General features: G+C 65.1%; 22 protein-coding genes and 1 tRNA gene. 10 read left to right on the top strand and 13 right to left on the bottom strand.

Going from position 1 to position 22,966, the window contains the following annotated elements; translation table 11 throughout:
- Positions 1-3 precede the first annotated feature (3 nt).
- The 4 genes from IEY75_RS12730 (at position 4) to IEY75_RS12715 (ending at position 1,837) form a co-directional block, all read left to right on the top strand.
- Positions 4-76: transfer RNA gene (locus IEY75_RS12730), tRNA-Arg, on the top strand.
- 447 nt (positions 77-523) lie between these two features.
- Positions 524-1,018 (top strand): nuclear transport factor 2 family protein, encoded by a 495-nt coding sequence (locus IEY75_RS12725; RefSeq protein WP_189114524.1) that lies wholly within the window; start codon positions 524-526, stop codon positions 1,016-1,018.
- Between the two features lie 97 nt (positions 1,019-1,115).
- A complete protein-coding gene (locus tag IEY75_RS12720; RefSeq protein WP_189114523.1) occupies positions 1,116-1,271 on the top strand; it encodes a hypothetical protein in 156 nt (51 codons plus the stop codon).
- 212 nt (positions 1,272-1,483) lie between these two features.
- On the top strand, positions 1,484-1,837 hold the full coding sequence (locus tag IEY75_RS12715) for a GNAT family N-acetyltransferase (RefSeq protein ID WP_229789640.1): 354 nt from the start codon (positions 1,484-1,486) through the stop codon (positions 1,835-1,837).
- Positions 1,838-1,924: 87 nt separating this feature from the next.
- Here IEY75_RS12715 and IEY75_RS12710 read toward each other — a convergent pair whose 3' ends face one another.
- The gene (locus IEY75_RS12710) at positions 1,925-2,203 is read right to left on the bottom strand and encodes a hypothetical protein (RefSeq protein ID WP_189114521.1); all 279 of its coding nucleotides are present in this window, start codon (positions 2,201-2,203) and stop codon (positions 1,925-1,927) included.
- Positions 2,204-2,455: 252 nt separating this feature from the next.
- Complete coding sequence (locus IEY75_RS12705) at positions 2,456-2,827, bottom strand: iron chaperone (RefSeq protein ID WP_189114520.1); 372 nt, start codon at positions 2,825-2,827, stop codon at positions 2,456-2,458.
- A gap of 261 nt (positions 2,828-3,088) precedes the next feature.
- Here IEY75_RS12705 and IEY75_RS12700 point away from each other — a divergent pair, with 261 nt between their 5' ends.
- Entirely contained in the window at positions 3,089-4,147 is a 1,059-nt protein-coding gene (locus IEY75_RS12700) for a hypothetical protein (protein WP_189114519.1), read from the top strand.
- Positions 4,148-4,375: 228 nt separating this feature from the next.
- On the opposite strand, the gene IEY75_RS12695 is transcribed toward IEY75_RS12700, so the two are convergent.
- From IEY75_RS12695 to IEY75_RS12685, 3 genes are all read right to left on the bottom strand, one after another.
- Positions 4,376-5,914, bottom strand: a complete 1,539-nt coding sequence (locus IEY75_RS12695) for a hypothetical protein (protein WP_189114518.1) — start codon at positions 5,912-5,914, stop codon at positions 4,376-4,378.
- Positions 5,915-6,544: 630 nt separating this feature from the next.
- Positions 6,545-7,288 carry a 3-keto-5-aminohexanoate cleavage protein gene (locus tag IEY75_RS12690; RefSeq protein WP_189114517.1) on the bottom strand — a complete coding sequence of 248 codons (744 nt, stop codon included), beginning with the start codon at positions 7,286-7,288 and terminating at the stop codon, positions 6,545-6,547.
- A gap of 186 nt (positions 7,289-7,474) precedes the next feature.
- Positions 7,475-7,900 (bottom strand): MmcQ/YjbR family DNA-binding protein, encoded by a 426-nt coding sequence (locus IEY75_RS12685; RefSeq protein ID WP_229789639.1) that lies wholly within the window; start codon positions 7,898-7,900, stop codon positions 7,475-7,477.
- A 152-nt stretch (positions 7,901-8,052) separates the two neighbouring features.
- On the opposite strand from IEY75_RS12685, the gene IEY75_RS12680 reads away from it, so the two are divergent.
- Complete coding sequence (locus tag IEY75_RS12680) at positions 8,053-8,640, top strand: GIY-YIG nuclease family protein (protein WP_229789638.1); 588 nt, start codon at positions 8,053-8,055, stop codon at positions 8,638-8,640.
- A gap of 319 nt (positions 8,641-8,959) precedes the next feature.
- Here the strand turns inward: IEY75_RS12680 and IEY75_RS12675 are convergent, their stop codons facing one another.
- Positions 8,960-9,313: a histone-like nucleoid-structuring protein Lsr2 gene (locus IEY75_RS12675; protein ID WP_189114515.1), complete on the bottom strand. Its 354-nt coding sequence runs from the start codon at positions 9,311-9,313 to the stop codon at positions 8,960-8,962.
- A 374-nt stretch (positions 9,314-9,687) separates the two neighbouring features.
- On the opposite strand from IEY75_RS12675, the gene IEY75_RS12670 reads away from it, so the two are divergent.
- On the top strand, positions 9,688-10,923 hold the full coding sequence (locus IEY75_RS12670) for an IS256 family transposase (RefSeq protein WP_189114699.1): 1,236 nt from the start codon (positions 9,688-9,690) through the stop codon (positions 10,921-10,923).
- Positions 10,924-10,985: 62 nt separating this feature from the next.
- Here IEY75_RS12670 and IEY75_RS12665 read toward each other — a convergent pair whose 3' ends face one another.
- From IEY75_RS12665 to IEY75_RS12640, 6 genes are all read right to left on the bottom strand, one after another.
- Positions 10,986-11,450 carry a hypothetical protein gene (locus IEY75_RS12665; protein ID WP_189114514.1) on the bottom strand — a complete coding sequence of 155 codons (465 nt, stop codon included), beginning with the start codon at positions 11,448-11,450 and terminating at the stop codon, positions 10,986-10,988.
- Between the two features lie 68 nt (positions 11,451-11,518).
- The gene (locus tag IEY75_RS12660; protein ID WP_189114513.1) at positions 11,519-12,862 is read right to left on the bottom strand and encodes a NucA/NucB deoxyribonuclease domain-containing protein; all 1,344 of its coding nucleotides are present in this window, start codon (positions 12,860-12,862) and stop codon (positions 11,519-11,521) included.
- A gap of 328 nt (positions 12,863-13,190) precedes the next feature.
- Positions 13,191-13,364 carry a DUF2326 domain-containing protein gene (locus tag IEY75_RS12655; protein ID WP_268244351.1) on the bottom strand — a complete coding sequence of 58 codons (174 nt, stop codon included), beginning with the start codon at positions 13,362-13,364 and terminating at the stop codon, positions 13,191-13,193.
- Between the two features lie 358 nt (positions 13,365-13,722).
- The gene (locus IEY75_RS12650) at positions 13,723-14,292 is read right to left on the bottom strand and encodes a Clp protease N-terminal domain-containing protein (protein WP_189114511.1); all 570 of its coding nucleotides are present in this window, start codon (positions 14,290-14,292) and stop codon (positions 13,723-13,725) included.
- Positions 14,292-14,528 carry a helix-turn-helix domain-containing protein gene (locus IEY75_RS12645; RefSeq protein ID WP_189114510.1) on the bottom strand — a complete coding sequence of 79 codons (237 nt, stop codon included), beginning with the start codon at positions 14,526-14,528 and terminating at the stop codon, positions 14,292-14,294. The genes IEY75_RS12650 and IEY75_RS12645 overlap by 1 nt, the downstream gene beginning before the upstream one ends.
- A gap of 176 nt (positions 14,529-14,704) precedes the next feature.
- Positions 14,705-15,025 carry a hypothetical protein gene (locus tag IEY75_RS12640; RefSeq protein WP_189114509.1) on the bottom strand — a complete coding sequence of 107 codons (321 nt, stop codon included), beginning with the start codon at positions 15,023-15,025 and terminating at the stop codon, positions 14,705-14,707.
- Positions 15,026-15,305: 280 nt separating this feature from the next.
- On the opposite strand from IEY75_RS12640, the gene IEY75_RS12635 reads away from it, so the two are divergent.
- Complete coding sequence (locus IEY75_RS12635) at positions 15,306-15,626, top strand: STAS domain-containing protein (RefSeq protein ID WP_189114508.1); 321 nt, start codon at positions 15,306-15,308, stop codon at positions 15,624-15,626.
- Positions 15,627-16,055: 429 nt separating this feature from the next.
- Positions 16,056-16,700 carry a hypothetical protein gene (locus IEY75_RS12630; RefSeq protein WP_189114507.1) on the top strand — a complete coding sequence of 215 codons (645 nt, stop codon included), beginning with the start codon at positions 16,056-16,058 and terminating at the stop codon, positions 16,698-16,700.
- Between the two features lie 522 nt (positions 16,701-17,222).
- Here the strand turns inward: IEY75_RS12630 and IEY75_RS12625 are convergent.
- Positions 17,223-20,552: an error-prone DNA polymerase gene (locus IEY75_RS12625; RefSeq protein WP_189114506.1), complete on the bottom strand. Its 3,330-nt coding sequence runs from the start codon at positions 20,550-20,552 to the stop codon at positions 17,223-17,225.
- A 279-nt stretch (positions 20,553-20,831) separates the two neighbouring features.
- Between IEY75_RS12625 and IEY75_RS12620 the strand changes: the two genes are divergently transcribed.
- Entirely contained in the window at positions 20,832-21,965 is a 1,134-nt protein-coding gene (locus IEY75_RS12620) for a macrolide family glycosyltransferase (RefSeq protein ID WP_229789635.1), read from the top strand.
- Positions 21,966-22,966: the final 1,001 nt, after the last annotated feature.

Raw genomic sequence — 22,966 nt, 5'->3', positions numbered from 1 at the left:
CCTGCGCCCGTAGCTCAATGGATAGAGCATCTGACTACGGATCAGAAGGTTAGGGGTTCGAGTCCCTTCGGGCGCGCAACGATCAAGGCCGTGACCTGCGGAAACGCAGTCCACGGCCCGTGTTGTCTCTCCACTGTGGGGCTTTGGTTGCTCCTGTGCTGCTCCCCCGACGGAACACACCCAAGGTGACCCACCAACTACGTGAAGCATTGTTACTGTGAGTGTCGGATGTTGTTTTCGTCACCCATTCGAGTACCGCCCCATCGCGGCGCGTTCATCGGCGTGTAGCTGGCTCGGTGAGGGGTTTCGTGCTGCCGACTGCTGGGGCTGGACCGGCCATGTAAGCGGCGATGGGTCCCGGGGGGGTGGGTTGCCGGTGCTTCGGCTGTGGGGATGCGCGACGACTCGATCCGCGGGTGGGCCGGGCGCAGGGTAGGGGCTGGACGGGTTCGAGTCGACCGCCAAGTGTGGGAGCGACACGACACCACGCCCTCTGAAGGTGTTTGATGGTGAGGTGGTGTCGATGAGCCGGCCCTCCAGCGAAGACGCCCTTGCCGCCGGCGGTGGCGATGGTGCCGCAGTCGCAGCGCTACGCGATGCCGAACGGCAACTCCAACACGCCCAGCTCACCTCGGACGTGGCCGTGTTGGATCGGTTGATCGATGACCGGCTCGTCTTCACCGGCCCCGACGGCGCCCCGTACTCCAAGGAAGACGACCTTCACCTCCACCAGTCCGGCCAACAGTCGATGACCCGGGTGGACGAAGAAGACCTCACCGTCTTGGTGGTCGGCGACACTGGCATCACCTGGTTCCTCGGCACGCTGGAAGGCACCCTCGACGGCGAACCCTTCCACGCCCGGGTCCGCTACACCCGCACCTGGACCCGCACCCAAGACAACCGGTGGCGCCTGATCGCCGGACACGTCAGCAACACCACCCCACACACCCCCACCGGGCCGCGACAGACGGCAGCCGGCCCGGGCACCGAGACCACCACGGTCACCGAGACTGGCTAAAATTTGTCTGGTGGACAACGTGTGAGATGAGGACTTCGCGCCCTCCAACGCCGCCCGCAACACCCTGCGCTGGGCCCAACAGACGGGCGCAACAACCTTGGGCGAAGCCTACGACCTGCTCGAACAATTCGAACTCAGCAACGACCTACCCGAAGTCCTCGGCCACGACGACACCATCGAAGAGATCCGAGAAGAACTCGACCACGGCATCCAAACCGCCGGACCAGACGCGCTACTGGACACCCTGCTCTAGCCCGACACCCCGTCATCGGAACGCGCGTCGCGGCAGTTGATTTATCCTTTGCCTCGGGCTTTCCGGATCGGGATGATCGGTCCATGGGTCTCTCGCATGCAGGACGTGTGGATTCAGCGACGCCTCGACGCGCCAGTCTTGAGGACGCCCCGGCGGTCGCGGAGGTTCTCCTCCGGTCCCGGCGAGCCGCGGTCGACGCCATCCCGCCCGCGGTGCACTCCGATGCCGAAGTGCGAGATTGGATCCGCACCGTCGTCATTCCCGAGCGGGAGGTGTGGTTGGCGGAGGACGCCGACGGCCGGCCGCTGGGGGTGCTGGTCCTGGACGGGGAGTGGGTGGACCAGCTCTACATCGAGCCGGCCTTCACCGGCATGGGGCTGGGTTCGCGTCTCATCCAGCTCGCGAAATCCCGCCGGCCGGCCGGCCTCCAACTCTGGACGTTCGTGACCAACACCGCAGCGCAAAGGTTCTACCTACGCCACGGCTTCACCGTGGCTGAAACGACCGACGGCTCCGGCAACGAGGAAAAAGCCCCAGACATCCGCTTCATCTGGGCAGCTTTGTAACCGTCAACGCGACCACTCGCATCTAGGACGCGCGACCAGCGGCAGATGAGCGCAGCTGATCTTGGTGGAGCGTAGCCTGAATGCGAATCAGAACGGTGCGGGGCCGCTACCGGTGAGTGTCACTAGGATCTGCGTCGCGAGCAGCTTCCGGACGCCGGTGACGGACACCGACCCGATCTGGTCGTACGGCAGTTCCAGGGAAAGCCCCTCGCTAGCGTTGCGGATGTCCGCGCTGGTCTGGTCCGGACGGAACGTGCCACCCCAGCCCTCGATACCTCCGCGCTGATTGGTGCTGAGCGAAGCCGTGCCGGACACCTGGGTGCCGCCGGCGAGGGTCAGCCTCGCCGGACCGGAGTAGGTCGTCATGATGGGCAACGGTAACCGGGGCTCCCGCAGCATTGCGGCCCACCCGTGGGTGATCTGGCCAGCGTCCGACCCCCGCCTGGACGAATATTCGATGCACGACGGCCCCAGTGGCAGCGCGCACGTTCGGCGGCAGATGCGTGCGCCTCCCTGACCTTGGGTTTGATGTGCGGCCGGCGGCGAATCTGTGCGTCGTACGGCTCCTGGCACGCTGGTTTCGACAGGTGGAAGCGATCTCACCAATACACGACACGGTCACATCCACAGCACGCCATCGTCCTCGTGCTCACGTACGCGAAACGCGATCATCCGGCGCAACAAATCGCCCGGCACAGGTTGGCCGTATGGGAGTTTGACCGTGCCCTTACCGGTGGCGAAGCCGGCGAGCTGGGCATCGAACCCCTCGCGAGTGCTGGGCGTGAACGCGACGCTTGCGTGTCTAGCGTGACCACTGACCATAAAGAGGATCGTTCCGGAGAGGTGCACCCACGCCGGATAACCCCACTTGATCGCCTCGCTCGCCTCCGGAACCGCCTCGTGGGCCAGTGCCCGCACCTGCTCAAGCAGCTCGCGGCCCGGTCCGGTGAAGCCGTCGATGTACTCGTCGACCGTCTGAGGTCTGGCCATGGCGCCAGTGTGGCACGCCCTGCCCGGCTCAGCGCCCGCAGTGAGCGAGGCGTGCCGGGTTCACATGCGGTTTCAGCTCACCGGTTGACGGTCTTGACGGACATCCGGATCTCGGCAGAGTCGGACGTCTGGGCGCCTGCCCGAACGCGCGCGTCGCGGCATGAGAGTTCGTGGTGTACTCCGGCCTCCTCGAAGAAATGGCCTGTGGCGCAGCGTCCGCCTATAGACTCCCAGAATGAGCAGAAGCTGGGAGTGTAGTGCATGAAATTGCAGAATCGATTGACAGCCCGCACTGGCGAGATTGGTCACAACCTCCATGACCGCATGCGCAGCGGATATTCTCCGTACGATGTAGGTGCTGCGGCGCGGGATATGGCCGCCTTATGGGAGTCGAGTCTCAAGAAGGCCCAGCCGCAGTGGTCCTCCATGCACCTGAAGGGCATCGTTGAGGAACTGCGCAAGCTTGGATGGACCGCTCGTGCCGTGGACGCTTTGGATTCCTTGAGAGATGTCGCGAACGAAGCGAAGCACGACCCGAGCGTCACAGCAAATGCTACCGACGTTTTGAATTGGATCGAGACACTGGGCGGTGCCGTCGCAGATCTGCCGAAACTTGTTCCCGGCCTCCAGGCGGTTGATATTGAGCAACGGCAGAGATATATGATCTGTGCCGTCTATGACTTTTTCACGCAAGGCGAAACGCAGTTTACTTTCCTTTCTGCCACGCCGGAAGATACCTGGCAGACAGCGATTGAGATTGAATCGTTCCAGGTCGAAAGTAGTGTGGAGAAAGCAATCCGCGCCAAGCTGGAGTCCCTTCAAGGATGGACGTACTCGCCGTCAGATTTCGAGAATTTCGAAAATTCGCTGCGGGAATCGGACGAGGAGCTATTCAAAATAGCGACATTCGTAGCCCCATACAGTGAGGTCATGGCAATCGTGGCGCCCCATCAGCACGACCTTCCACTGCTTAATGGCCTCCATAGGGACGACACCTCTAGCAACCTTGTGGCCACAATGGTGTGGATACAAGTGGGAGCCTGGAACTCTGCCCAATTTGAGCCCGATGCAGACCAGTTGGTCGCGACCTGCGTGGAGCAGGGCCTGAGTTCCCGGGCTCCTGCCGAGACTATTCGTGACGTGGCCATTGGCATATGTCGGCTATTTGCGAAAATTCCTGCCGACATCCCGCGCCTGGAGGTGGATCGGATTAGTAAGAGTGGCCTATCGCAAGCGTTGGCTAGGACCCATCTGGCGGCTGATGCGGGTCTAGGGGTGGTCGTTTCGGCGAATGGCGTAGTATTCATCGTAGGGTCGTGAGGACCGCAGCGACATTGACCGCTGATGGCTCCGAGTGCCCGGAGCGGGACGATTGAATACTTCTCGTTGGCACCGGCGGACGCACTCTCCTCGGCACAACCAGATATCGACCTGATCCACGCAATTTACACTGCCGCGGCGCGCCGCCTCGCGGCAGAAGAAGATGCCGCGCCAGCCTTGAATTCGGCACGGACAGAGGCGCGGCTAGCGCAAGCATCCGGACCGTCACTATAGTGTTTGTTGCGGCCAAAGGTCGGGAAGCAGAATGAAGTCGCTGTCACCAAGGCTGGTAGTCCGATGGCTCCATATGTGGTTGAACCGAGACTCGAGCGAGTAGGAATGCTGTTCCGAACACAATCCGATCTCCAGAAATAGGCGAAGCAGTCCTTCTGAAATGGTTGGCGAAATCTCACTCACTTCGGCTGCTAACTCCCGAGCTAAGAGCTCCGCCACAAAGTCAAGGGCGGCCCCTCTGGCCGTATAGATAGCATCTTCTTCATTGATGTCTTGTTGGAACTTTGCCAGTAATTCTCGGGCGCCGCTCCAGCGTGACGTTGCCTTAGTATGAGCGAGCTCCCCCAACGCTCTGTTCAGAGCAGTGAGTCGCTTCCATCCTGCAGCCTCAAGCCAATCTCGCGGCGTTGTCTCCGGGCGACTTTCCAACATCGCCGCCCTTGCAGGCTTCAACCGCCACGCGCGGAGTCGGGCCAATTGTTCCAGCACGCATCGCAAGACGCTCATGGCCCTGTCATCGTCCTCCAACCAAAGCCAGTAGGCGGATCGAAGCGCCGTACCGATAAGCGTCGCAGCCGCGGCAGGTGGTGGCCGGTGATGCCAGCGGCCAACCAAAGAAGCTGCCTCAGTCAGCAAGACCCACGTGGTGGCTCGGTTTGTAAGACTATCTAAGTTGAAACTGTCTCCGACCTTTTGCTTCTCCCAGGCGAGAGCGACTCTTGCTGCGCGCATACTGCGCGCGCGATGCCAGGCAAAGGCATACATAGCCAACTCGTCGTCTCGGAAAAGACGGCCGGCCGGCCGCTGGCCAGCAAGAACAGCATTATATATCCGACCCAAACTAGAAACAGACCGCACCACTGGAAGGCTCAGTCCTTCGTTGGGGAGCAGCGGGACCAAGGTCGCAAGAGGTGGGGCGCAAAAGCGCATTCCCGTCGGCGTCGCCGCGGAATCTTCCGCTATTTCGAGGACGTGGTCTTCCGCCTCCGAGAAGGTATCGAGACTTCGCTTCAAGATCTCGACCCCCATTTCGCTGCCATCCTGCTTCGCAAGAGCTGCGGCTGCCACCCGTAGTTCGCGAAGACATAGGGTGATTGTATCGACCACAAGCCCGACAGCGACATACATGTCGGGTGGCCATTGGTCTGACTCCAATAGTCCGCCACTGTCCCAGGCAACGGCATCGAGCAGCGCGCGCCCATGCATTACTTCACTAAGTAGTTCGTATAGTACTGCGGGGCATATTATTGAGCCGTCGGAAATAGTGATGTGCTTGTGGTCAATGGGAGGCTCACCATAGAATGGTTCTTCATCTCCCGGAAGATCGGATGAAGCGCACCCGGAGAACCAATCGACATGGAAGTTGTCGGCGACGCTCCAGGTGCGCGCAACGAAATCCGCTGTCGATTCGCCCGCTCTTTGCTCCAGTTTCGCGGCCGTCGCGCGATGAAAAGTCCATCGTTCAAGTTGGTTGCGCGCGACCGCCGCCGCACCGACAATCTGCCCCGACAACAGCAGCCGAGCGGCAGTCACTACACTATCGACACCCCAGGCCAAGTGATCTACCCACCCGCCAATGTACGCCGCTGGAGGTCGCCTTGGTGAGGCGCCAGAGCGAACTAAGGCTAGATCCAGGATTGTAATTGGGGCCAACGCGGACATAATTGGCACCAGGCGACTGGGTTCCGTCTTGCGAATCGAGTCCATGCGAAGGGTGTGGCGTGCAATCAGGGCCTGTGCAAGCTTCTTGCTGCCCTTTCGCGTGGTCTTTTCATATGCATCAACCGTTGGGGGAACCCGACGGCCAAGGTAATCTGCTTTCGAGACCCTGCGCCGAGTGTTCCGCGCTTTCCTGTCGGCATCGCTTTTTCGGCGATCGTGATTCGCTCTCGTCATTGATGCACCTAGATCAGCTCGTTCTGACTGTGAACAAGCCCAATCATCTCAACAATCTCAATTGTTGTCCACGCGTTTATTTGCGTGCCTTTTGGTCGGCTTAGAGAAACTCTTCCGTGGACGAACTCGATAGGCATTCGGGCATCGGCACGAGGGACGCACTCTCGTCGGCAAGAGCGGGCGTTGTGGCTCAGTTCGTCGGGTGAAGTGTCTCGCGGTGGTCGGGTGGTGGGTCTTGGTGGTGGCGGTCGTAGCCGTAGTGGTGCGCTATCGGGAGGTGGCGGCTGCGGTCCATAGGTTCAGGGCCTGCCGGATCAGGTGGGCGTTGTCGGTGGCCGGTTGGCCGTCAGGGCCGATGGTCGTGTCTTCCAGGCCGATGCGGGTAGGCAGGCCCAGCCGGCCGGCGTGGGCGACCAACTGCCAGCAGGCGGCCTCCTCCCCGTGCAGCAGGCGCGGGCCGGCCACGCCCAGCTCATCGAGGCGGGCCAGTATCACGTCGGCCGTGGCGGCGGCCGTCTCGGCTGGGCTGTCGATGATCTCCACCAGGATCCGTGTCCAGCCAGCCGCACCGAAGGCCGCCAGCTCTTGGGCGTCGGCGGTCGACCACACCCCAGCCTCCACCCCCACCCCCACCTGGTGCAGGGTCTGAACCAGGTCGGCGAAGCCGGCCTCGCCGACGTTGACCGAGGCGAAGTCCGGCCGTGCCGCCACCGGCAGATCGACCCACCGGGCCACCGCCGCCAACCGCCGCCGCACATCACCCTCGCTGATCCACAGACCCGTACTCACCCCCACCGACACACCCGGACACCCCCGGCGTACCGCGGTGACGGCTGCACCCACATCACCGGCGTCCAGCGTCTCGACGCCAAGACGATCCCGCGGATGCAGATGCAGCGCCTCACCGCCAGCGGCCACCGCATCAACCGCCGCCGAAGCCAACTGTTCAGCGGTGACCGGCACCGCCGGATGCTCCTCGACCCGCCGGCCGCCGTTGAGACACGCCTTCATCCGCCTGATCCTCAACCCCACAAAGCCCTCTCCCCCCGGCGGCGGCCGTCAACCTCACAACAGGCACCGACAAGGACCACCGAGAACAACACCAAGGCGAATACGGCGACGCCGGCGGCGCCCGCCCACAGGTTCGGCCGTCCCCTGGCCGCCGGCGAACAGGTGCGCCTGCCGCCAGGACGCTGATTACGTTGGGGGGTGCGCGCTGAGCCATGCTGTGCCTCGGCGCGTTGACGCGCGGGACAGCCACGCGTCCTGAACCACCTCCGCCAACTCCGAGTGGGTCAGCTCACCGATTCGGGCGGCTCGCAGGAGAACCGAGGGGTGGCCGTTGAAGTGTGCGGTGGTGAAGAACGGCGACGCCTCATCCCGGACCAGGGCCTGCTTGTCCGCCTCGGACGGAACCCAGAAGACGATCACGTCCGTATACCGCTCACCGGTTTCAGGGTTGGTCGCGTCCGGTCGCGGGTTGCGGAAGAACACGAACGACTTCCCGCCCACCCGGTAGACCGGGTTACCGCCGTCGACGCCGTCGATGGTGACGTGTGGCATGGCCAACGCCAGCTCGTGCACGTCCTCGACCCGGGCCGGCCGACTCCCACCGCCGGTCACGCCTCCATGGTAGTGCCGAGCCCGCCGCACGTTCGCTCACACCGCAACAAGGCACCACCACGCCGCGACACCAGACGGCCAGCCCCGGTAGTGCGCTGCGGTGTCGTGCGGTCCCGCCGGCGTGGCCGGCCCGGACGTTTAGCATGGCCTTGATGACCAATAGCGCAATGCGACCCGACGACGTCCCCGACGGGCAGGCCCGGATTGAGCAGGTTCTACGGCTGTTGTTCGGGGTGCCGGTCGGACTCGACGTCGCCGTGAAGGGACTGAGCCGGGGTAGCGGCGTCTACGCCTGGTGGGCCGCTCCTTCGGTCTTTCCTGACCTGCCAGGACCGCCACACCCGAACGATCCGAGCCTGCGGCTGCTGTACCTCGGCCGGGCAACCAGCCTCCGCGGCCGGATCCTACGCAACCACCTGCGCCGCTCAGGCCAGTCGACCCTGCGCCGTACCCTGGCCGGGCTCCTGGCATCCGAGGGCTACCGGACGACCTGGACCGACCGGGTGGTCCTGCTCCCCGAGGACGAGGCACGGCTGACCGCGTGGATGCACGCACACCTCCAGCTGACCTGGGCCGAGGACGCAGAACCAGCCACCATCGAAGCAGAACTCGTCCGGCGCCTGCACCCCCCACTAAACGTCAGCGGCGTCAACCCCGAACACATCCAAACGGCCGTCGTCGCCGCCAAAAACACCTACAACACCACCAGCGGTCCGGCCGAGCCCTCGCCGCAGCCGTGACCGGTCGCTCGACGCGGGCAGTACCTGCCCGCGCGCCGATGGGCGAGTGCGGGACGCCGGAGTCTCGACCAACCGAGAAACGACGCTCGTCGGTCCGGGGCATGAGCCGGCCAATCAGCTCAAGGGCTGGCACGAATCCGACACGCCTTGGTTTCGGGAAACGCCTGCAAGCAGGAGTACGCCACTGGACCGGTTCGACGTCACCGACAGCAGGCGGTACTACGGCACTGGCAAGTGACAGCGGCATGGCTGTCACCCCGGAGGTGCCCGAAGGTTGCCAGCGGGCCCAGGGCCTACCCGGAAGTCCGACGACAGTGGTTTAGTGTGCTGCCTGGAATTCGGCCACCACGGACGCGGGGATGCGGCCGCGGTCGCTGACGTCCTTACCGGTCTGCTTGGCCCAGTCGCGGATGGCCTTGTTCTGCTCCCGGCCACCACCAACCGCGGGCCCGGAGCCGCGCACGGTGCGACCGCGACGCCCGGGTACTACCCCGCCGCGGCCGACCCGGGTGGCGTTGTCGACGTACGGGGCCAGGGCCTTCCGTAGCTTCTCGGCGTTCTTGGCGGACAGGTCGATCTCGTACTGGACGCCGTCGAGGGCGAAACTCACGCTCTCATCGGCCGTCCCACCATCGAGGTCATCGGTCAGTACCGTGATTGTCTGTCGAGCCATCAGGGTCCCTTCGTCGTACGCGTTTATTTCAGCGTCATGGTAGATCACCACGTAGGACCGTGCTCGGGGACTATCCCGTCAGACCGGCCTGTGACAGTTGCCTCGCGGCCAGCCAGTGCGAGAAAATGGGGGGACGTCGTCTTCCCCCAACGTCGTGCGGGCAGGTGGCGGATTGACACGGGCACCGCGAGTCGTCGTCGGTTACACGCCTTCCAACTTCGGCCGTGGGAGACCAGCCTGGCGGGGTCTGTAAGAACAACGGTGTAAGCCCCTGATCAAGGGATTGACACCTGATGACGATGACGACAGCCGTGGCGGATACTGCCGCGGTGGCTGAGGACGAGACGACAACCCAGACGAGCGGCCGCGACGAGATGGCGGGTGTGGACACCGCGGCGGTCAAGCAGTTGGTGGCCCAGGCCCGGCAGCAGGGCCTCCAGCTATCCGGCGAAGGTGGACTGCTGCAGCAGCTGACGAAGATTGTGTTGGAGTCGGCGATGGAAGGTGAGATCACCGACCATCTCGGCTATGACAAGCACGACCCGGCCGGCGCCGGCAGCGGGAACTCCCGCAACGGCGCCCGAACCAAGACCGTTCTCACCGACGTGGGCCCGGTGGAGATCGCCGTGCCGCGGGACCGGGCTGGGTCGTTCGAGCCGACGATCGTGCGTAAGCGGCAGCGGCGTCTGTCCGGCGTTGAGGACATGGTGTTGTCGTTGTCGGCCAAGGGTTTGACCTGCGGCGAGATATCCGCCCACCTGGCCGAGGTCTACGGCGCCGAGGTATCCCGCCAGACGATCTCCACGATCACCGACAAGGTCATGGACGGCATGACCGAGTGGCAGAATCGGCCCCTGGACCCGGTCTACCCGGTGATTTTCCTGGACGCGATTCACGTCAAGATCCGTGATGGGAAGGTCGCTAACCGGCCGATCTACGTGGCGATGGCCGTCACTGTCGACGGGTGCCGAGACATCCTCGGGCTGTGGGCCGGCGACGGCGGCGAGGGCGCCAAGTTCTGGCTGTCAGTGCTTACTGAACTGCGTAACCGCGGGGTCGAGGACGTGTGCATGGTCGTCTGCGACGGTCTCAAGGGCCTACCAGATGCGATCGGGCAGACGTGGCCGCAGGCGATCACCCAGACCTGCATCGTGCATCTGCTGCGCGCCTCGTTCCGCTACGCGGCCCGCCAACACTGGGACGCGATCGCCCGCGGGTTGAAACCGGTCTACACCGCGGCTACTGAATCTGCAGCTCAGGAACGGTTCCTGGAGTTCGCCGAGACGTGGGGACACAAGTATCCGGCGATCGTCAGGCTGTGGGAGAACTCGTGGGCGGAGTTCGTTCCTTTCCTGGGCTTCGACCCCGAGATCCGCAAAATCGTCTGCTCCACCAACGCCATCGAGTCCGTCAACGCCCGCATCCGCAGAGCCGTCCGCGCCCGCGGCCACTTCCCCAACGAGCAGGCCGCGCTCAAGTGCGTCTACATGGCCGTCATGGCCCTGGACCCCACCGGCACCGGCAGACGCCGGTGGGCCGTGCGCTGGAAAGCAGCCCTGAACGCCTTCGAGATCACCTTCGAAGGCCGACTCCGCACCGCCAGCAAGTAGAAGATATCGACCGGCTTACACCGTTATCTTGACAGACCCCCAGCCGACGACCCCATCCGCCTCTACCCCGGCATTACCGACCCGGCAGGCCACATCTGGATCAGCCACCGCTCCACCCCATCGGCATTGCGGCCCGCGGCCAACTCCGCCAACATCCGGTCACGGCCGGAGCACGTCACCCGTAGCACATACCGGCCCGCCGGCGGGGCGAACAACTCGTGCACCTCACCTGTAGTGACACCGGCGAGCAAGAGGGGGCTGCCATCGGAAATGACCTGTCCCGCCACCACCAACGTCTCGGCGGGCGGCATCGGGGCGCCGAACGAGGCGGCCAGCAGCTCCACCCGCACGGCCGCTCGGTGACCGCTGTCCCCCGACATTAGTGTCACCAGCGACTCGTTGATGTCCGCTACCGTCTGCTCGAAGTCGATGTCAGGGGCATCCGGCGAGGCGTTGATCTGCAGCGTGAAGTGGCTGTACAGCACCAGCACCGATACTTCCGCCGCGTCTGTGATCGTCCCGTTCATACCGGTCCTTTCAGCGGCGGCGGCGGGGCCAGCCGACCCCGCCGCCCATCTGTCAGCTTCCCGCGACCTTAATCCAACACGCGGATGTAGAAATAGTCGCCGTGGATGATGTGATCCTCGGCGTACCATTGCTGAAGCCAGTTCCCCGCGCTGCGGTTCTCCCCAAATGGAACCGGCTTGGAAGAGAACGACAAGATCGAACCTGGTTGGTAGTCCGCGTGGGCAGCTCCCTCGAACGTTGAAGCCATCGGGTACTCGTCGCAGTCCCGCTTCTGTTTCGGATATTCGCTGTTCGGGCTTTCCGGCTTGGCGTAGTCGACACCCCAGAACCTCACGCAGTTCTCCCGCGCCCGCGTCCGGTTCTTAGTGATTCGCGCGTCAAGTTCGGGCGTGTGGTCGACCAGGCGCGTCAGTGGTTGCCCTGATCCCGGCTTGCCTGGGATGACCTTATTGGGGACGCCAGGCTTGGTCTCCAGCGGCTTGTTTAATGCCTGCCACAAGTGATCTCCGACCGACTTGTGCGGGCTACCAGGAGCTCGGGAGATGGGGAACAGTGCGTTGATGTTTGTGAAGATGCATGCGCCGTTGTCTCGGTAGGGTCGGGAGTAATTCTTCGTGGATGTATCGCATCGCATGGCATCCCACGGCAGGTTCCGCTCGGTAGGCGGAAATTGGGGGTTGTTGTGACGTATGAAAGGGCGCAGATTGTAGTAGCTTTTGCCATCCCAGTTCGGATCAGTCGGAATTTCGGAGGGTGTCCCCTCGATTGTCAGAGTCGCCGTCTCAGTCTCATCCCGACGCCACTCACCCAACGTCTTGGTGATACCCCCGCCCCAAGGGTTGTTGCAGGTAGTGCCGTTGAGAGCGACGCAGTCGAGGCCGACTGTCACGAGGATGTTGTCTGGTACCTGGGTGCCGATGGTGTGACCCATCCGCGTATTGAGGGTGAACGACGCCTTCCGCTGCACGGCCCCCGTTTCAATGTTTCGGTCACCGTGGCCGATAATGGTCAGTCCGAATGATTTCGAATGCAGGCATGACGGAAACGGGCAAGTCATCCGTCCGATTTCAACAGAACCGTTGGAGCAGAATCCGTAGTGGTTTTTGTGTGCGTACGGCGTTTGGTCAGACGCGGTGAATGCCTTGCATTCTTCGACGGTCACCGGATCGTAGGTGACGCGCTGCCCACTGTTGGTGGGGATGCGAGCGGGAACGGCGTCCTCGCTCTTGGGCGTTCGTTCCCACTCCAACCGTTCGGCCAGCGTGGTCGGGACCGGGTTGACCGGCTGCGCCTGATCGATCGACACCTGACGGGTAGTCCCGTCAGGCTGACGTTGTGGGATCGTGTAGTTGAAGTAGCCAGTCTCGGCTGGTGCGGCTGCTACGGCGGTGCCGCTGGCCAGGACGGCCACGGCTGCCGTAGCGGCGAGGAGCATCCTTCGCACTGGGCGGAGCATGTTTCTCCTTCCGATGTCTGGGACATGCGCCGCCGATGAAAGCGCAGTTGGTGGAGTATTGGCACGGGTATTGTCAGATTACCGACAGTGGCAGTCGCCACACTGATGCAGGAAAACCTCCCACTTCAGGTTCCGGTAAGGGGACCGGCCGGTTGCAAGTCTTCCACAGCCAGGCGGTTACCTGCCGGAATGATTTCACAAGGCCCTCGCCGGTCTGGCGCGCTCCCATGTTGCGATCGCCTATCAAGATCAACCTCCGGTGGCGACCAACCCCGGGGGGTGATTATTTGAAGAAGCGGAAGCCGAACAGGCCACCCGCCTCGAACTGATCGGTAAGTCGCTGTGGTAACACATGGGGGTCGGCATCGAAGCCGCGGCGCTGTGCCTTTTCGAGATCGTCGGAGTTCATCGTCACGATGTACTGAGCCATTTTCATCCTGGCGTATTGGCAGGTCAGACGAGGTGCGGGACGGCGTCGACTCCAGACGGTAGGCCTGGTTCACCGCAGGTCAGGCCGCCGGGCAAACAGCAGGAGCCGACTGGCTCAAGGTCGCGGTGAGGTCCCTGCGGTCAGGATGAAAAAGGCTCACTGTATGCGCTCCCGTGTCATCACCTCGGCGGCGAGAGTGAGCGAAGCGGCGAACTGGCGCTCATCGACGCCGTGAGACAGGTGACTGTCGTGCACGAGGAGTCAGGTGCCCAGCCTGCGCTGTGAGCGAGGACGCTCACGGTCAGGTCGAAGCAAAAGATGACTATGCTTCCGATTCCTGCACTGACACCGGGCGCCGGGCCGGCCGCCGTATCGCTGGGAATAGTTACACTGCTTGGCGTAGTAGGGCCGTTTCCAGCTGTTGGCCGAGCGCTGTGAGGTCAACGCCTGCATCGGTCATGATCTGAGTCGCCGTGCCACCGTTGTCGCGCAGGATGCCGAGCATGAGGTGTTCAGGCGCGATGAACCTCTGCTTCAAACGCAGGGCCTCGCGCAACGACAGTTCCAGGACCTTGCGGGCACGTGGCGTGAACGGCACATGGTTCATCGCCCGCCGCCACCAACTCCGCTTCTGCTCCGGCGGAGGCAGGGAGAGGGCGTCGGGGCCGAAGGTGGCCTCGATCGTGCGGCGCACTTGGTCGAGGTCGATTCCGATGGCCTTCAGCGCGGCGGCGTCCGCCTGGTCGCGATCCGGCTCCACGCCGAGCGTCGCGGGGGTTCGGCGGCGGGCCTGCTCGTGGACGTGCGGGTAGGTAAGGCCCGGCACGGTGAGTCCACTGTGCAGTAACGCCAGCAGTAGGTGCTCGGTGCCGATGCGGTCGTGGTCGAGACCGCGGGCCTCCGTCTGCGCGCGTACCACCGCGTCGCGTGCGGCCTGGGTGAACCGTTCGAACATCACGCCTCCTGAGGGTCTGCGGCCGGCACCCGGCCGGCGTGCTTCTTGTGGACGCCCTGGCGGGTCACGTCAAGGGCGTCCGCGATCTCCTGCCACGACCAGCCATGCCGGCGCGCGTTAGCGACCTGGAGATTCTCCAAGCCTTCAAGCAGGCGGCGCAGGGCGACGACAGCACGCAACCCCACTCGGGGGTCAGGGTTGCCGGCGTCGGCGGCCAGGTCCGTTGCCTCCGTCATGCTGTCAACTTAGGTTGACGACCCCCGGTGCGTCAACCCCGGTTGACACACTGATCCCCACCCAGATCGGCCCCGACGACCCGGCACGTCGGTGACCGCCAGCAGCGACCACAACTGCAGCCTCCAGAGCGGCACCACCTGTGGTGCCACAGGCCCAACGACACCTAACCCTTCGGCTAGCTCTCCGATATCAACGCCGGCCCGCCAGCGGCTAGATTCGCCCAGATTCGGCGGTCGATCTCATCTCCGAACTCGGCGCAATAGCGCATGGCGGCGGCTACCTGCTCACCGCTCAGGCCGGTGACCGACGCGACTTGCGTCAGCAACGCGTCCTCGGCCAGCCCTGGTTGTTCGTCCCTGACGGCGTGCGCGACACCGATCACCTCCCACACATCCGGCCCACAGGCCAACGCGGCACGGCTGCCCGTAGGCCCTGGACGGAAGACGATCCCAGCATGATCCACAGCGCGCAGCACCTCGTCTACGAACGTTTTCACTGCCATCCCCGCAGTCGTTTCGGGGTGCGCTTTACCGCGGGCGACACCAGCTGACGGACCGCCGGCGATCCCACACCCATACGCAGCCGTTGTGAGCAGCGGCACCAACGGCCCGAACGCATTGCCCCATCCAAGACCAGTGCCGTAACGTTACGCCCATCGATCAACTCCGGAGCGTGACACCACTGTCTGACGGCGCAAGCCGCTGGTGCAGCGCGATATTGATCGCAGCCAAGGGCTGACCGGAGACATAACCCAGCGCACGGCCGGGAGGTACCTTATGGCGGATTTCACCGTGCTTCGACTCAGCGAGGCGGCTCTGGTCTGGGCCGACGGTCCACTCAGCGGCGCCCTCAGCCACCAACTCAACACCACCCTGCAAAATCTGCTCGATGAAGGCGCATCCCCACTCGTCATCGACCTAGCTCAAGTGTCTGCCCTGGACAGTGGCGCCGTGGAGGCGCTGGCGGAGGCCGCCGAGGACGCCGGCCACATCGACCTCGCACTGCACCTGTGCCTGCCCGGCCACCGGCGCGCAGTTGTCAAGGACTCCGTAGAACTCCGACACGCGATCGGCCAAGTGCACCCCTGCACCGTCTGACCAACATGTCAGCAATTTCAAGCAGGCGCTGCAGGATCCAACCCACCACAGCACATGGCTGTTCCGCTTCGGCACGGGCCACTGTCGCGGCCGGCCTGTCCGCCCGCCAGGCGCCGGTAACCCGGTGGTGGGGTTACCGGTTGAGGTAGGCGGCCAGGCGGCCGAGCACGCTAAGCGCCCAAGGCGAACGCGGATTCGCCATCCTCACAAACTGCTGGCGGACCGCCGGCATCGGGCGGGACGAGGCTGCACAGCCTCTTGAAATCGCTGGAACCGCGAGGCGGTCCATGGACGTTCGCCAGGCACCACGCCGCCATTTTCGCATCGGTCGGGCATGTTCCGGCGCGCGGTGACGAATGCGCCGCCGAAGACGCTCAGATCCGCCACCCGCGCACCGAAGTACGGGTAGGCGAACGGGAGGGGTCTGACGTGTCGGTGAGACTGCCTCCCCCTGGGCCGCCGCCGCGCCGCCCCTTTCTCCACAACCGGTCCTCACCGCAGGTCCCGATCGTCGTCTGGCTGATCGTCGCCGTCGCCGCGCTGCCCGTCCTCGCGTTCGCCACGACGGCCGCCGTGGCGGTCGTCGGTGCCGCAACCGTCGTCGTCGCCATGCACCGGATGCTCACCGACGCCGTCATCACCCATACCGTTCACCCGAACTGCCCGGCCCCCGGCGCCTATCCCGGCCAGAACCAGGACGACGACTACTGCGCCGACCGGTCCGGCCGCGTCATCCTGCGCGGCGTCCACATCACCGCGACCGGCCTACGCCCCGGGGCCGGCCGCACGACCTGCGCCGCCGTCACCTACCGCAGCCACCACGACAAGCCGCTACCCATCACCGTCGGCGACTGGCAGCTGAGGACGCCGGAGGGCACCCTGCTCCCGCACCGCGCAGGCACCCTCCGCCCGCGCAGCCTCGCCGCCGGCGCGCACCTGAAAGCGACGGTCTGCTTCACCACCAGCCCCGTCCCCGGCCGGCACGTCCTGACCGTCGACCCCAAAGGCTGGGACCGCTTCCGCGGCGTCTGGTTCCTCACCCACAGCACCACCCCCACCCCGCCCGCGACGTAACCGACGACAGGAACGTGCGCGCGCACCGCGCAGCGACGCGGTCAGCCTGGCCTGGGTCGCAGTGCAGCCCAGGCAGACGTCAACCGGGCCGGGCAGGGCGGTGTCGGCACGGGGCCGGACGGCAGGACGGTGGCGGCGGAGTCGCTTGTCGGGCGTCGGTTCCGTACTTTTGTGATGATGGTGACGCCGTCGCGGTAACGGAAGCGTCGTTGCAGCCGCTTCTTGCTGCGGCATCACTACACCTCCAGTGGCAGGGCGGTCCCGGTGCTGGGGCGGCCGGCTAGGTTCCGACCGCCCCGATGCCGGTGGCCTTCGTCTTGCCGGCCCCACCTCCGCGTGGGCGTGGCCGGTCGGCAAGAGGTGACCTCGCCGTCGTACGCCGAAGACAATCTCGCGACAGGTCCGTGCGGCGCTACCGTCGGCCGCTGCCGTTGTGGACAACTTCGCACCTGTGGATAACCAAATCGCCGATCCTCACCTGTGTTACGGCACTCCTCCCACGGCAGGAAGCCCTGGCCACGTCTACCGGTAGTCCCGTGAGCTAGTCGGGGCTGGTGGGTTCAGTGGTAGGGCGTGGTCGGCGACGAGGTTGATCACGCCGCTGTGCTTTTCCAGCCGGCCCCGGACGAGTAGGGCGTTGCATGCGCGTAGGAGCCGGCGGTGGCGTTGCCAGAAGCCTGACGTGCAGACGATGTTGAGCATGCCGGTTTCGTCTTCGAGGTTCAGGAATGTGATCCCGTTGGCGGTCATGGGGCGTTGCCGGTGGGTGACGATCCCACCGACCCGTACCCGATCGCCGTGCTCGCAGTCCACGAGCCGGGCCAGCGGTACGGCTTCCGTGGCGGTGAGTGCCTGCCGTAGGAAGGCGATGGGGTGCGTGTCCGGTGACATGCCCGTGGCCCACACATCGGCGGCCAGCAGATCCAGCTGTGACATGCCCGGCAAGGTCGGCGGGGGCGGGATGCCAACGGCGAGCCGGTCGGGGCGTTCGGTGGCGGCGGCGCCTGCCTGCCACAGTGCCTGCCGCCGGTGCATCCCGAACCCGTCGAATGCTCCTGCTGTGGCGAGTGCCTCCAGTGCGGGGGCGGTGACACCGGTGCGTCGGGCCAGGTCGTCGATGCGGGTGTAAGGGCCGTGTCGATCGCGTTCGGCTTGGATGCACTCGGCGATGTCGGCGCTGACGTGGCGTACGGCGGATAGCCCGAGCCGGATGGTCGGCCCGCCGTGCCCCCAGCGTTCGGGTGGCTCGTCTACGCCAGCGGCAGTCTTGGTGGTGGCGGTGCTGATGAGAATGGCTTTGGCGCTGCTGGCGTTGATGTCCGGGCGCAGAATACTGACGCCGTGGCGTCGTGCGTCGTCGCACAGGGATTGGGCGTTGTAGAAGCCCATGGGTTGGTTGTTGAGGAGGGCGGCGCAGAAGGCGGCGGGGTGGTAGCGCTTGAGCCAGGCGCTGGCGTAGACGATGAACGCGAAGGACATGGCGTGGGATTCGGGGAAGCCGTAGGAGGCGAACGCGGCCAGCTTCAAAAAGATGTCATCGGCCAGGTCACCGGTGATGCCCCGCTGGTGCATGCCGGCGTAGAGGCGGTCTTTGAGCCGGTTCATCTTCTCCGCGGAGCGCTTCGACCCCATGGCCCGGCGCAACTGGTCGGCCTCGGCAGGGGTGAACCCCGCCACGTCGATGGCCAGTTGCATCATCTGCTCCTGGAACAGCGGCACCCCGTACGTCTTCGCCAAGCTGTTGACCATCGCCGGATGCGGAATGTCCGCCGCCTCCTCACCGTTGCGGCGGCGGATGTAGGGGTGCACCGACCCGCCCTGGATCGGCCCCGGCCGGATGAGCGCGACCTCGACGACGAGGTCGTAGAAGGTGCGGGGCCGTAGCCTTGGGAGGGTGGCCAGTTGGGCGCGGCTTTCCACCTGGAACACGCCGACGGCGTCGGCGCGGCACAGCATGTCGTACACCTGCGGGTCGTCCGGTGTCAGGTCGCCGAGGTCCAGTTGTTGGCCGATGAGGTCGTAGGCGTCGTGTAGGGCGCCGAGCATGCCCAGTCCGAGGAGGTCGAACTTGACCAGGCCGGCGGTGGCGCAGTCGTCTTTGTCCCATTGCAGGACGGTGCGGCCGGGCATCCGCGCCCACTCCACCGGGCATACCTCGATGACGGGCCGGTCGCAGATGACCATGCCGCCGGAGTGGATGCCCAGGTGTCGGGGGAAGTCCAGCAGCGCCGTCGCGTACTCAACAACCTGTGCGGGGACCTCGGTGACTTCGTCGGGTTTGATGGCCGACCAGCGGTCGACTTGTTTACTCCAGGCGTCCTGCTGGCCGGGCGAGTAGCCGAAGGCGCGGGCGACGTCGCGGATGGCGGAGCGGGGACGGTAGGAGATGACGTTGGCGACCTGGGCGGTGTGTTCGCGGCCGTAGGTGGTGTACATCCACTGGATGACCTCCTCACGGCGGCCGGATTCGATGTCCACGTCGATGTCGGGTGGGCCGTCGCGTTCGGGGGCTAGGAACCGTTCGAAGAGCAGGTTCCAGGCCACCGCGTCAACGTTGGTGATCCTCAGCGCGTAGCAGACCGCGCTGTTGGCGGCCGACCCGCGGCCCTGGCAGTAGATTCCTTTCTGGCGGCAGAAGTCGACGATGCTGTGCACGACCAGGAAGTAGCCGGGGAATCCCAGCTCTTTGATCATGTTCAGCTCCCGTTCCAACTGGGCGTACGCCTTCGGGTTGGTCTCGGGTGGCCCGTACCGGTCGGCGGCGCCTTGCATGGTCAGGTGGCGGAGCCAGCTGATCTCGGTGTGGCCTCGCCGGTCGAAGCGCGGCAGCCGCGGCGCCACCAGCTTCAGGTCGAACGCCAGCTCCGCGCCGAGGCGGGCGGCGTTGGTGACCGCGCCCGGGTAGTGAGCGAAGCGGGCGGCCATTTCCGCGCCGGAGCGCAGATGTGCCGTGCCGGCGGTTAGCCAGCCGTCGAGCTCATCCAGACTCCGCCGGGCCCGGACCGCGGCGACGACGTTGGCTAGGTGGTGGCGGCCCGGCCGGGCGTAGTGCACGTTGTTGCTGGCCACTACCGGCAGACCCCGTTCGGCGGCCAGGGCGGCGAGGGCATCGTTGCGGTCGACGTCGTCGGCGTTGCCGTGCTCGATCAACTCCACGCCCACACCCTCACTACCGAACAGGGCGACCAGCCGATCCAGTTCAGCACAGGCCGCCGCGTACCCGTCGGTGCTGAATGTCAGGGGGACGTGGCCCTTGCGGCAGCCGGTCAACACCAGCACCTGATCGCGCAGCTGGTCGGCGAGGTCCTCCAGCGGCGGGTACCGCGGCGTCCCCTTGGCCCCACCGGCGAGCTGGGCTCTGGAGATCACCCTCGCCAGCGCGGCGTAGCCGTCCGGGCCGCGGGCCAGTGCGAGGAGGTGCGGGCCGGGCGGGTCCGGCTGCCCGGCCCGCTGCTCGGTGAGATCCATCGACAGCTCCGCACCGAACACCGTCGGCAGCCTCAACGCCCGAGCGGCCTCGCTGAACCGGACGATGCCGTAGAAGCCGTCATGATCGGTGACCGCCAGTGCGGTCAGGCCGAGGTGCACGGCTTCCTCGGCTAGTTCCTCCGGCGTGCTGGCGCCGTCGAGGAAGCTGAAGTTGGTGTGCGCGTGCAGCTCGGCGTACGCCACACCGCCATCGGTGCGCGGCGGCTGGACCGGTGGCGAGGTATACGGAGACCGTTTACGGCTGAACGCCGGACCGTCGCCGCCGTCAGCCTCTGCCAGCACCTCGCCCGGCCGCTGAGGGCTGCGGCCGGAGAGCCGGCGTTCCAGCTCTGACCAGGGAATGTCCGGGTTGTTGAAGCCCATCTGACACTCACCCCAGCCCGCTACCTCGAAGCCCGAGGCCCCTACCGCCGTTGCCCTACGACCTTGATCGACTCGAACATACGTTCGAGAACCCTGCCGGTCAAGATCGCCGTCAGCGCCCGGTTGGTCTGCTCACCGCCACCGCGAACCGGGCATCGAATATCGCTTCACGCCCCGACGCGAGGGTGGGTAGCGTGTTGGCTATGGCCCTCCAGATCTACAAGTGACGCCCACGCCCGCCGCCCGCGTCCTGTCCTTTCGTAAATCTGGAGCATCACCATGTCCCACATCGCCATGTGCGGCGTACCCGCCGTCAGTCATGTCCTGCCCAGCCTGGATCTGATCCGGGAGTTGGTCCTCCGGGGCCACCGGGTGACCTACGCCAACGGGACTACCGTCGCCGACCTCATCGCCCCCACCGGCGCCACACTGGTGCCGATCGAGTCGACGCTGCCGATCGCCGACAACGACTGGCCAGACAACCCGATCGGCGCGATGCGGGTCTTCCTCGACGACAACATCCAGGCCCTCCCGCAGCTACACGCCTACTACGACTTTGACCCCGCCGACCTCTACCTGTACGACATCGGCTGCTACGCGGCACGGGCGCTGGCCGAGTCCCAGGGGCAGCCGATCGTGCAGCTGTCCCCCACATACGTGGCGTGGGAGGACTTCGCCGGGACGCTGCCGGGGGCGGACGGGTTCGGGACGGTCTTCTCCGACTGGCTGGCATTCAACGGGGCGACCACCACGAACTGGGAGACGTTCATGGGCCGGCCCTCGCGTGCCCTGGCGCTGATCCCCCGCGCGATGCAGCCCTTCGCCAACCAGGTCGATGAGCAGGCGGTCACGTTTGTGGGTCCGTGCCTCGGGCCCCGCGAGAGCTGGACACGCCCGCACGGCGACGACAAAGTGCTGCTGGTGTCGCTGGGCTCGGCATACACTCGGCAGCCCGAGTTCTATCGGCAGTGCGTGGCCGCATTCGGCAACAGGCGGGGATGGCACGCGGTGCTGCAGATCGGCAAGTACGTCGACCGTACCGAACTGGGAGCTATCCCGCCGAACATCGACGTACAGCCGTGGGTGCCACAGCTGGCCATCCTGGAGCACGCGGACGCGTTCATCACACACGCAGGCATGGGCAGCAGCAGCGAAGCACTATGGACCGCGACGCCGGTCATCGCGGTGCCACAGGCAGTGGACCAGTTCACCAACGCCGACAAACTCGTCGAACTCGGCGTCGGACGCCGCCTGGACGCGGCATCAGCCACAGCCCAGATCTTGTGGCAGACGCTGGAGGAGCTGACAGGGAACGCTTCAGTCCTCGCGCACAGTGCTCAGCTGCGGGCCGAGGCTCGGGCCGAGGGCGGAACAGCACGAGCGGCCGACATCCTGGAGGCCATTCTCCTCTGATGCGTCGTTCGCCACGCACGCCGGCCCTGGTCGCGGACCGGGCGGCGTGCGTGGCGACGCTTCGACATGCGGGTGCCCACCAACAACAGGCCCTCCTGCGAACACCGAACCAGCGACCGCGAACCTCGCCAGGGCCCGCGCTAGACATCCGTTGACGTTGCTCGTGATCGGCGTGGGGTCCGCGCGGTGAGCCACTGTTGGCGTCAGGGCGATCCCCGACATCTTCGGGCGAGTGACCTCCGGGAGTCGTCGAAACGCGGCTCCAGGGACAGCGGTCCGGCCAGATTCACGAGCACGTACGTGGGTCTACCTGGATAGGTTGGGCCAATCACGGCGGGAATGATGCCCCGAAGACGGGGGCCGCTTCGCGCGCTGACCTCAATACTGCCTCCTGGGAGCCGATGGGCTGAGCCGCCGATAGTTGAGTCTGGCCGCGGGGCTGCCCGCAACACCTCCTTCGCAGCAAGGCCACAGACATATTCACGGTCTGGATCCAACAGGTTCTTTGACTTCAAGGCCGCTCATCAACGCCTTCACTTATTGCGCGAGCAGGGATTGTTGGCGGATCTCGCGTCCAGTAGTGCCTGAAGCCACCGTCGAACCCCACAGCCAAACAGGCGGTGAAGCCGACGATTGAGACTTAGACCGCTTTTGCCCAAGACCGCGGATCAGGTTGCCAATCCCCCAATTCGTCGCCGGAAGCAGATATACGAATAGCAGCGCAGGCCGGCGGCGGACGTGCTTAAACGGCCGGTTGCAGTCAGATCGACCAGAGTTGGTCACAGCATCCGAAGCACGGTGCGATTTGCGGCATTCTTACAAAATCCACTCTCGAACGTGCACGCTGCCGCCTCCTGGTCCCAGACGCGGTGACGGAAACGACTCGGCCAGTGCGTGAATCCGACTGGCGCCGACTGGTCGAGATCGACTAGAAACGATGGCTGAGCTGCCGAAACTTTCGCAGTGCCGCAAGGGGGCAAGAGTTGATATCACGATCTCCA

The sequence above is a fragment of the Pilimelia terevasa genome (genome assembly GCF_014647915.1).
In the GTDB taxonomy this organism is placed as follows: Bacteria; Actinomycetota; Actinomycetes; order Mycobacteriales; family Micromonosporaceae; genus Pilimelia; species Pilimelia terevasa.
Note: the sequence above shows the minus strand (reverse complement) of the source record. Positions and strands in the feature narration are given on the sequence as shown.

What these genes read in the sequence shown, in the direction of transcription:
- IEY75_RS12725 (WP_189114524.1), top strand. Translation starts at nt 524, where the DNA reads ATGAGCCGGCCCTCCAGCGAAGACGCCCTTGCCGCCGGCGGTGGCGAT.
- IEY75_RS12710 (WP_189114521.1), bottom strand. Translation starts at nt 2,203, where the DNA reads ATGACGACCTACTCCGGTCCGGCGAGGCTGACCCTCGCCGGCGGCACC.
- IEY75_RS12705 (WP_189114520.1), bottom strand. Translation starts at nt 2,827, where the DNA reads ATGGCCAGACCTCAGACGGTCGACGAGTACATCGACGGCTTCACCGGA.
- IEY75_RS12700 (WP_189114519.1), top strand. Translation starts at nt 3,089, where the DNA reads ATGAAATTGCAGAATCGATTGACAGCCCGCACTGGCGAGATTGGTCAC.
- IEY75_RS12690 (WP_189114517.1), bottom strand. Translation starts at nt 7,288, where the DNA reads ATGAAGGCGTGTCTCAACGGCGGCCGGCGGGTCGAGGAGCATCCGGCG.
- IEY75_RS12680 (WP_229789638.1), top strand. Translation starts at nt 8,053, where the DNA reads ATGACCAATAGCGCAATGCGACCCGACGACGTCCCCGACGGGCAGGCC.
- IEY75_RS12675 (WP_189114515.1), bottom strand. Translation starts at nt 9,313, where the DNA reads ATGGCTCGACAGACAATCACGGTACTGACCGATGACCTCGATGGTGGG.
- IEY75_RS12670 (WP_189114699.1), top strand. Translation starts at nt 9,688, where the DNA reads ATGGCGGGTGTGGACACCGCGGCGGTCAAGCAGTTGGTGGCCCAGGCC.
- IEY75_RS12665 (WP_189114514.1), bottom strand. Translation starts at nt 11,450, where the DNA reads ATGAACGGGACGATCACAGACGCGGCGGAAGTATCGGTGCTGGTGCTG.
- IEY75_RS12650 (WP_189114511.1), bottom strand. Translation starts at nt 14,292, where the DNA reads ATGTTCGAACGGTTCACCCAGGCCGCACGCGACGCGGTGGTACGCGCG.
- IEY75_RS12645 (WP_189114510.1), bottom strand. Translation starts at nt 14,528, where the DNA reads ATGACGGAGGCAACGGACCTGGCCGCCGACGCCGGCAACCCTGACCCC.
- IEY75_RS12635 (WP_189114508.1), top strand. Translation starts at nt 15,306, where the DNA reads ATGGCGGATTTCACCGTGCTTCGACTCAGCGAGGCGGCTCTGGTCTGG.
- IEY75_RS12625 (WP_189114506.1), bottom strand. Translation starts at nt 20,552, where the DNA reads ATGGGCTTCAACAACCCGGACATTCCCTGGTCAGAGCTGGAACGCCGG.
- IEY75_RS12620 (WP_229789635.1), top strand. Translation starts at nt 20,832, where the DNA reads ATGTCCCACATCGCCATGTGCGGCGTACCCGCCGTCAGTCATGTCCTG.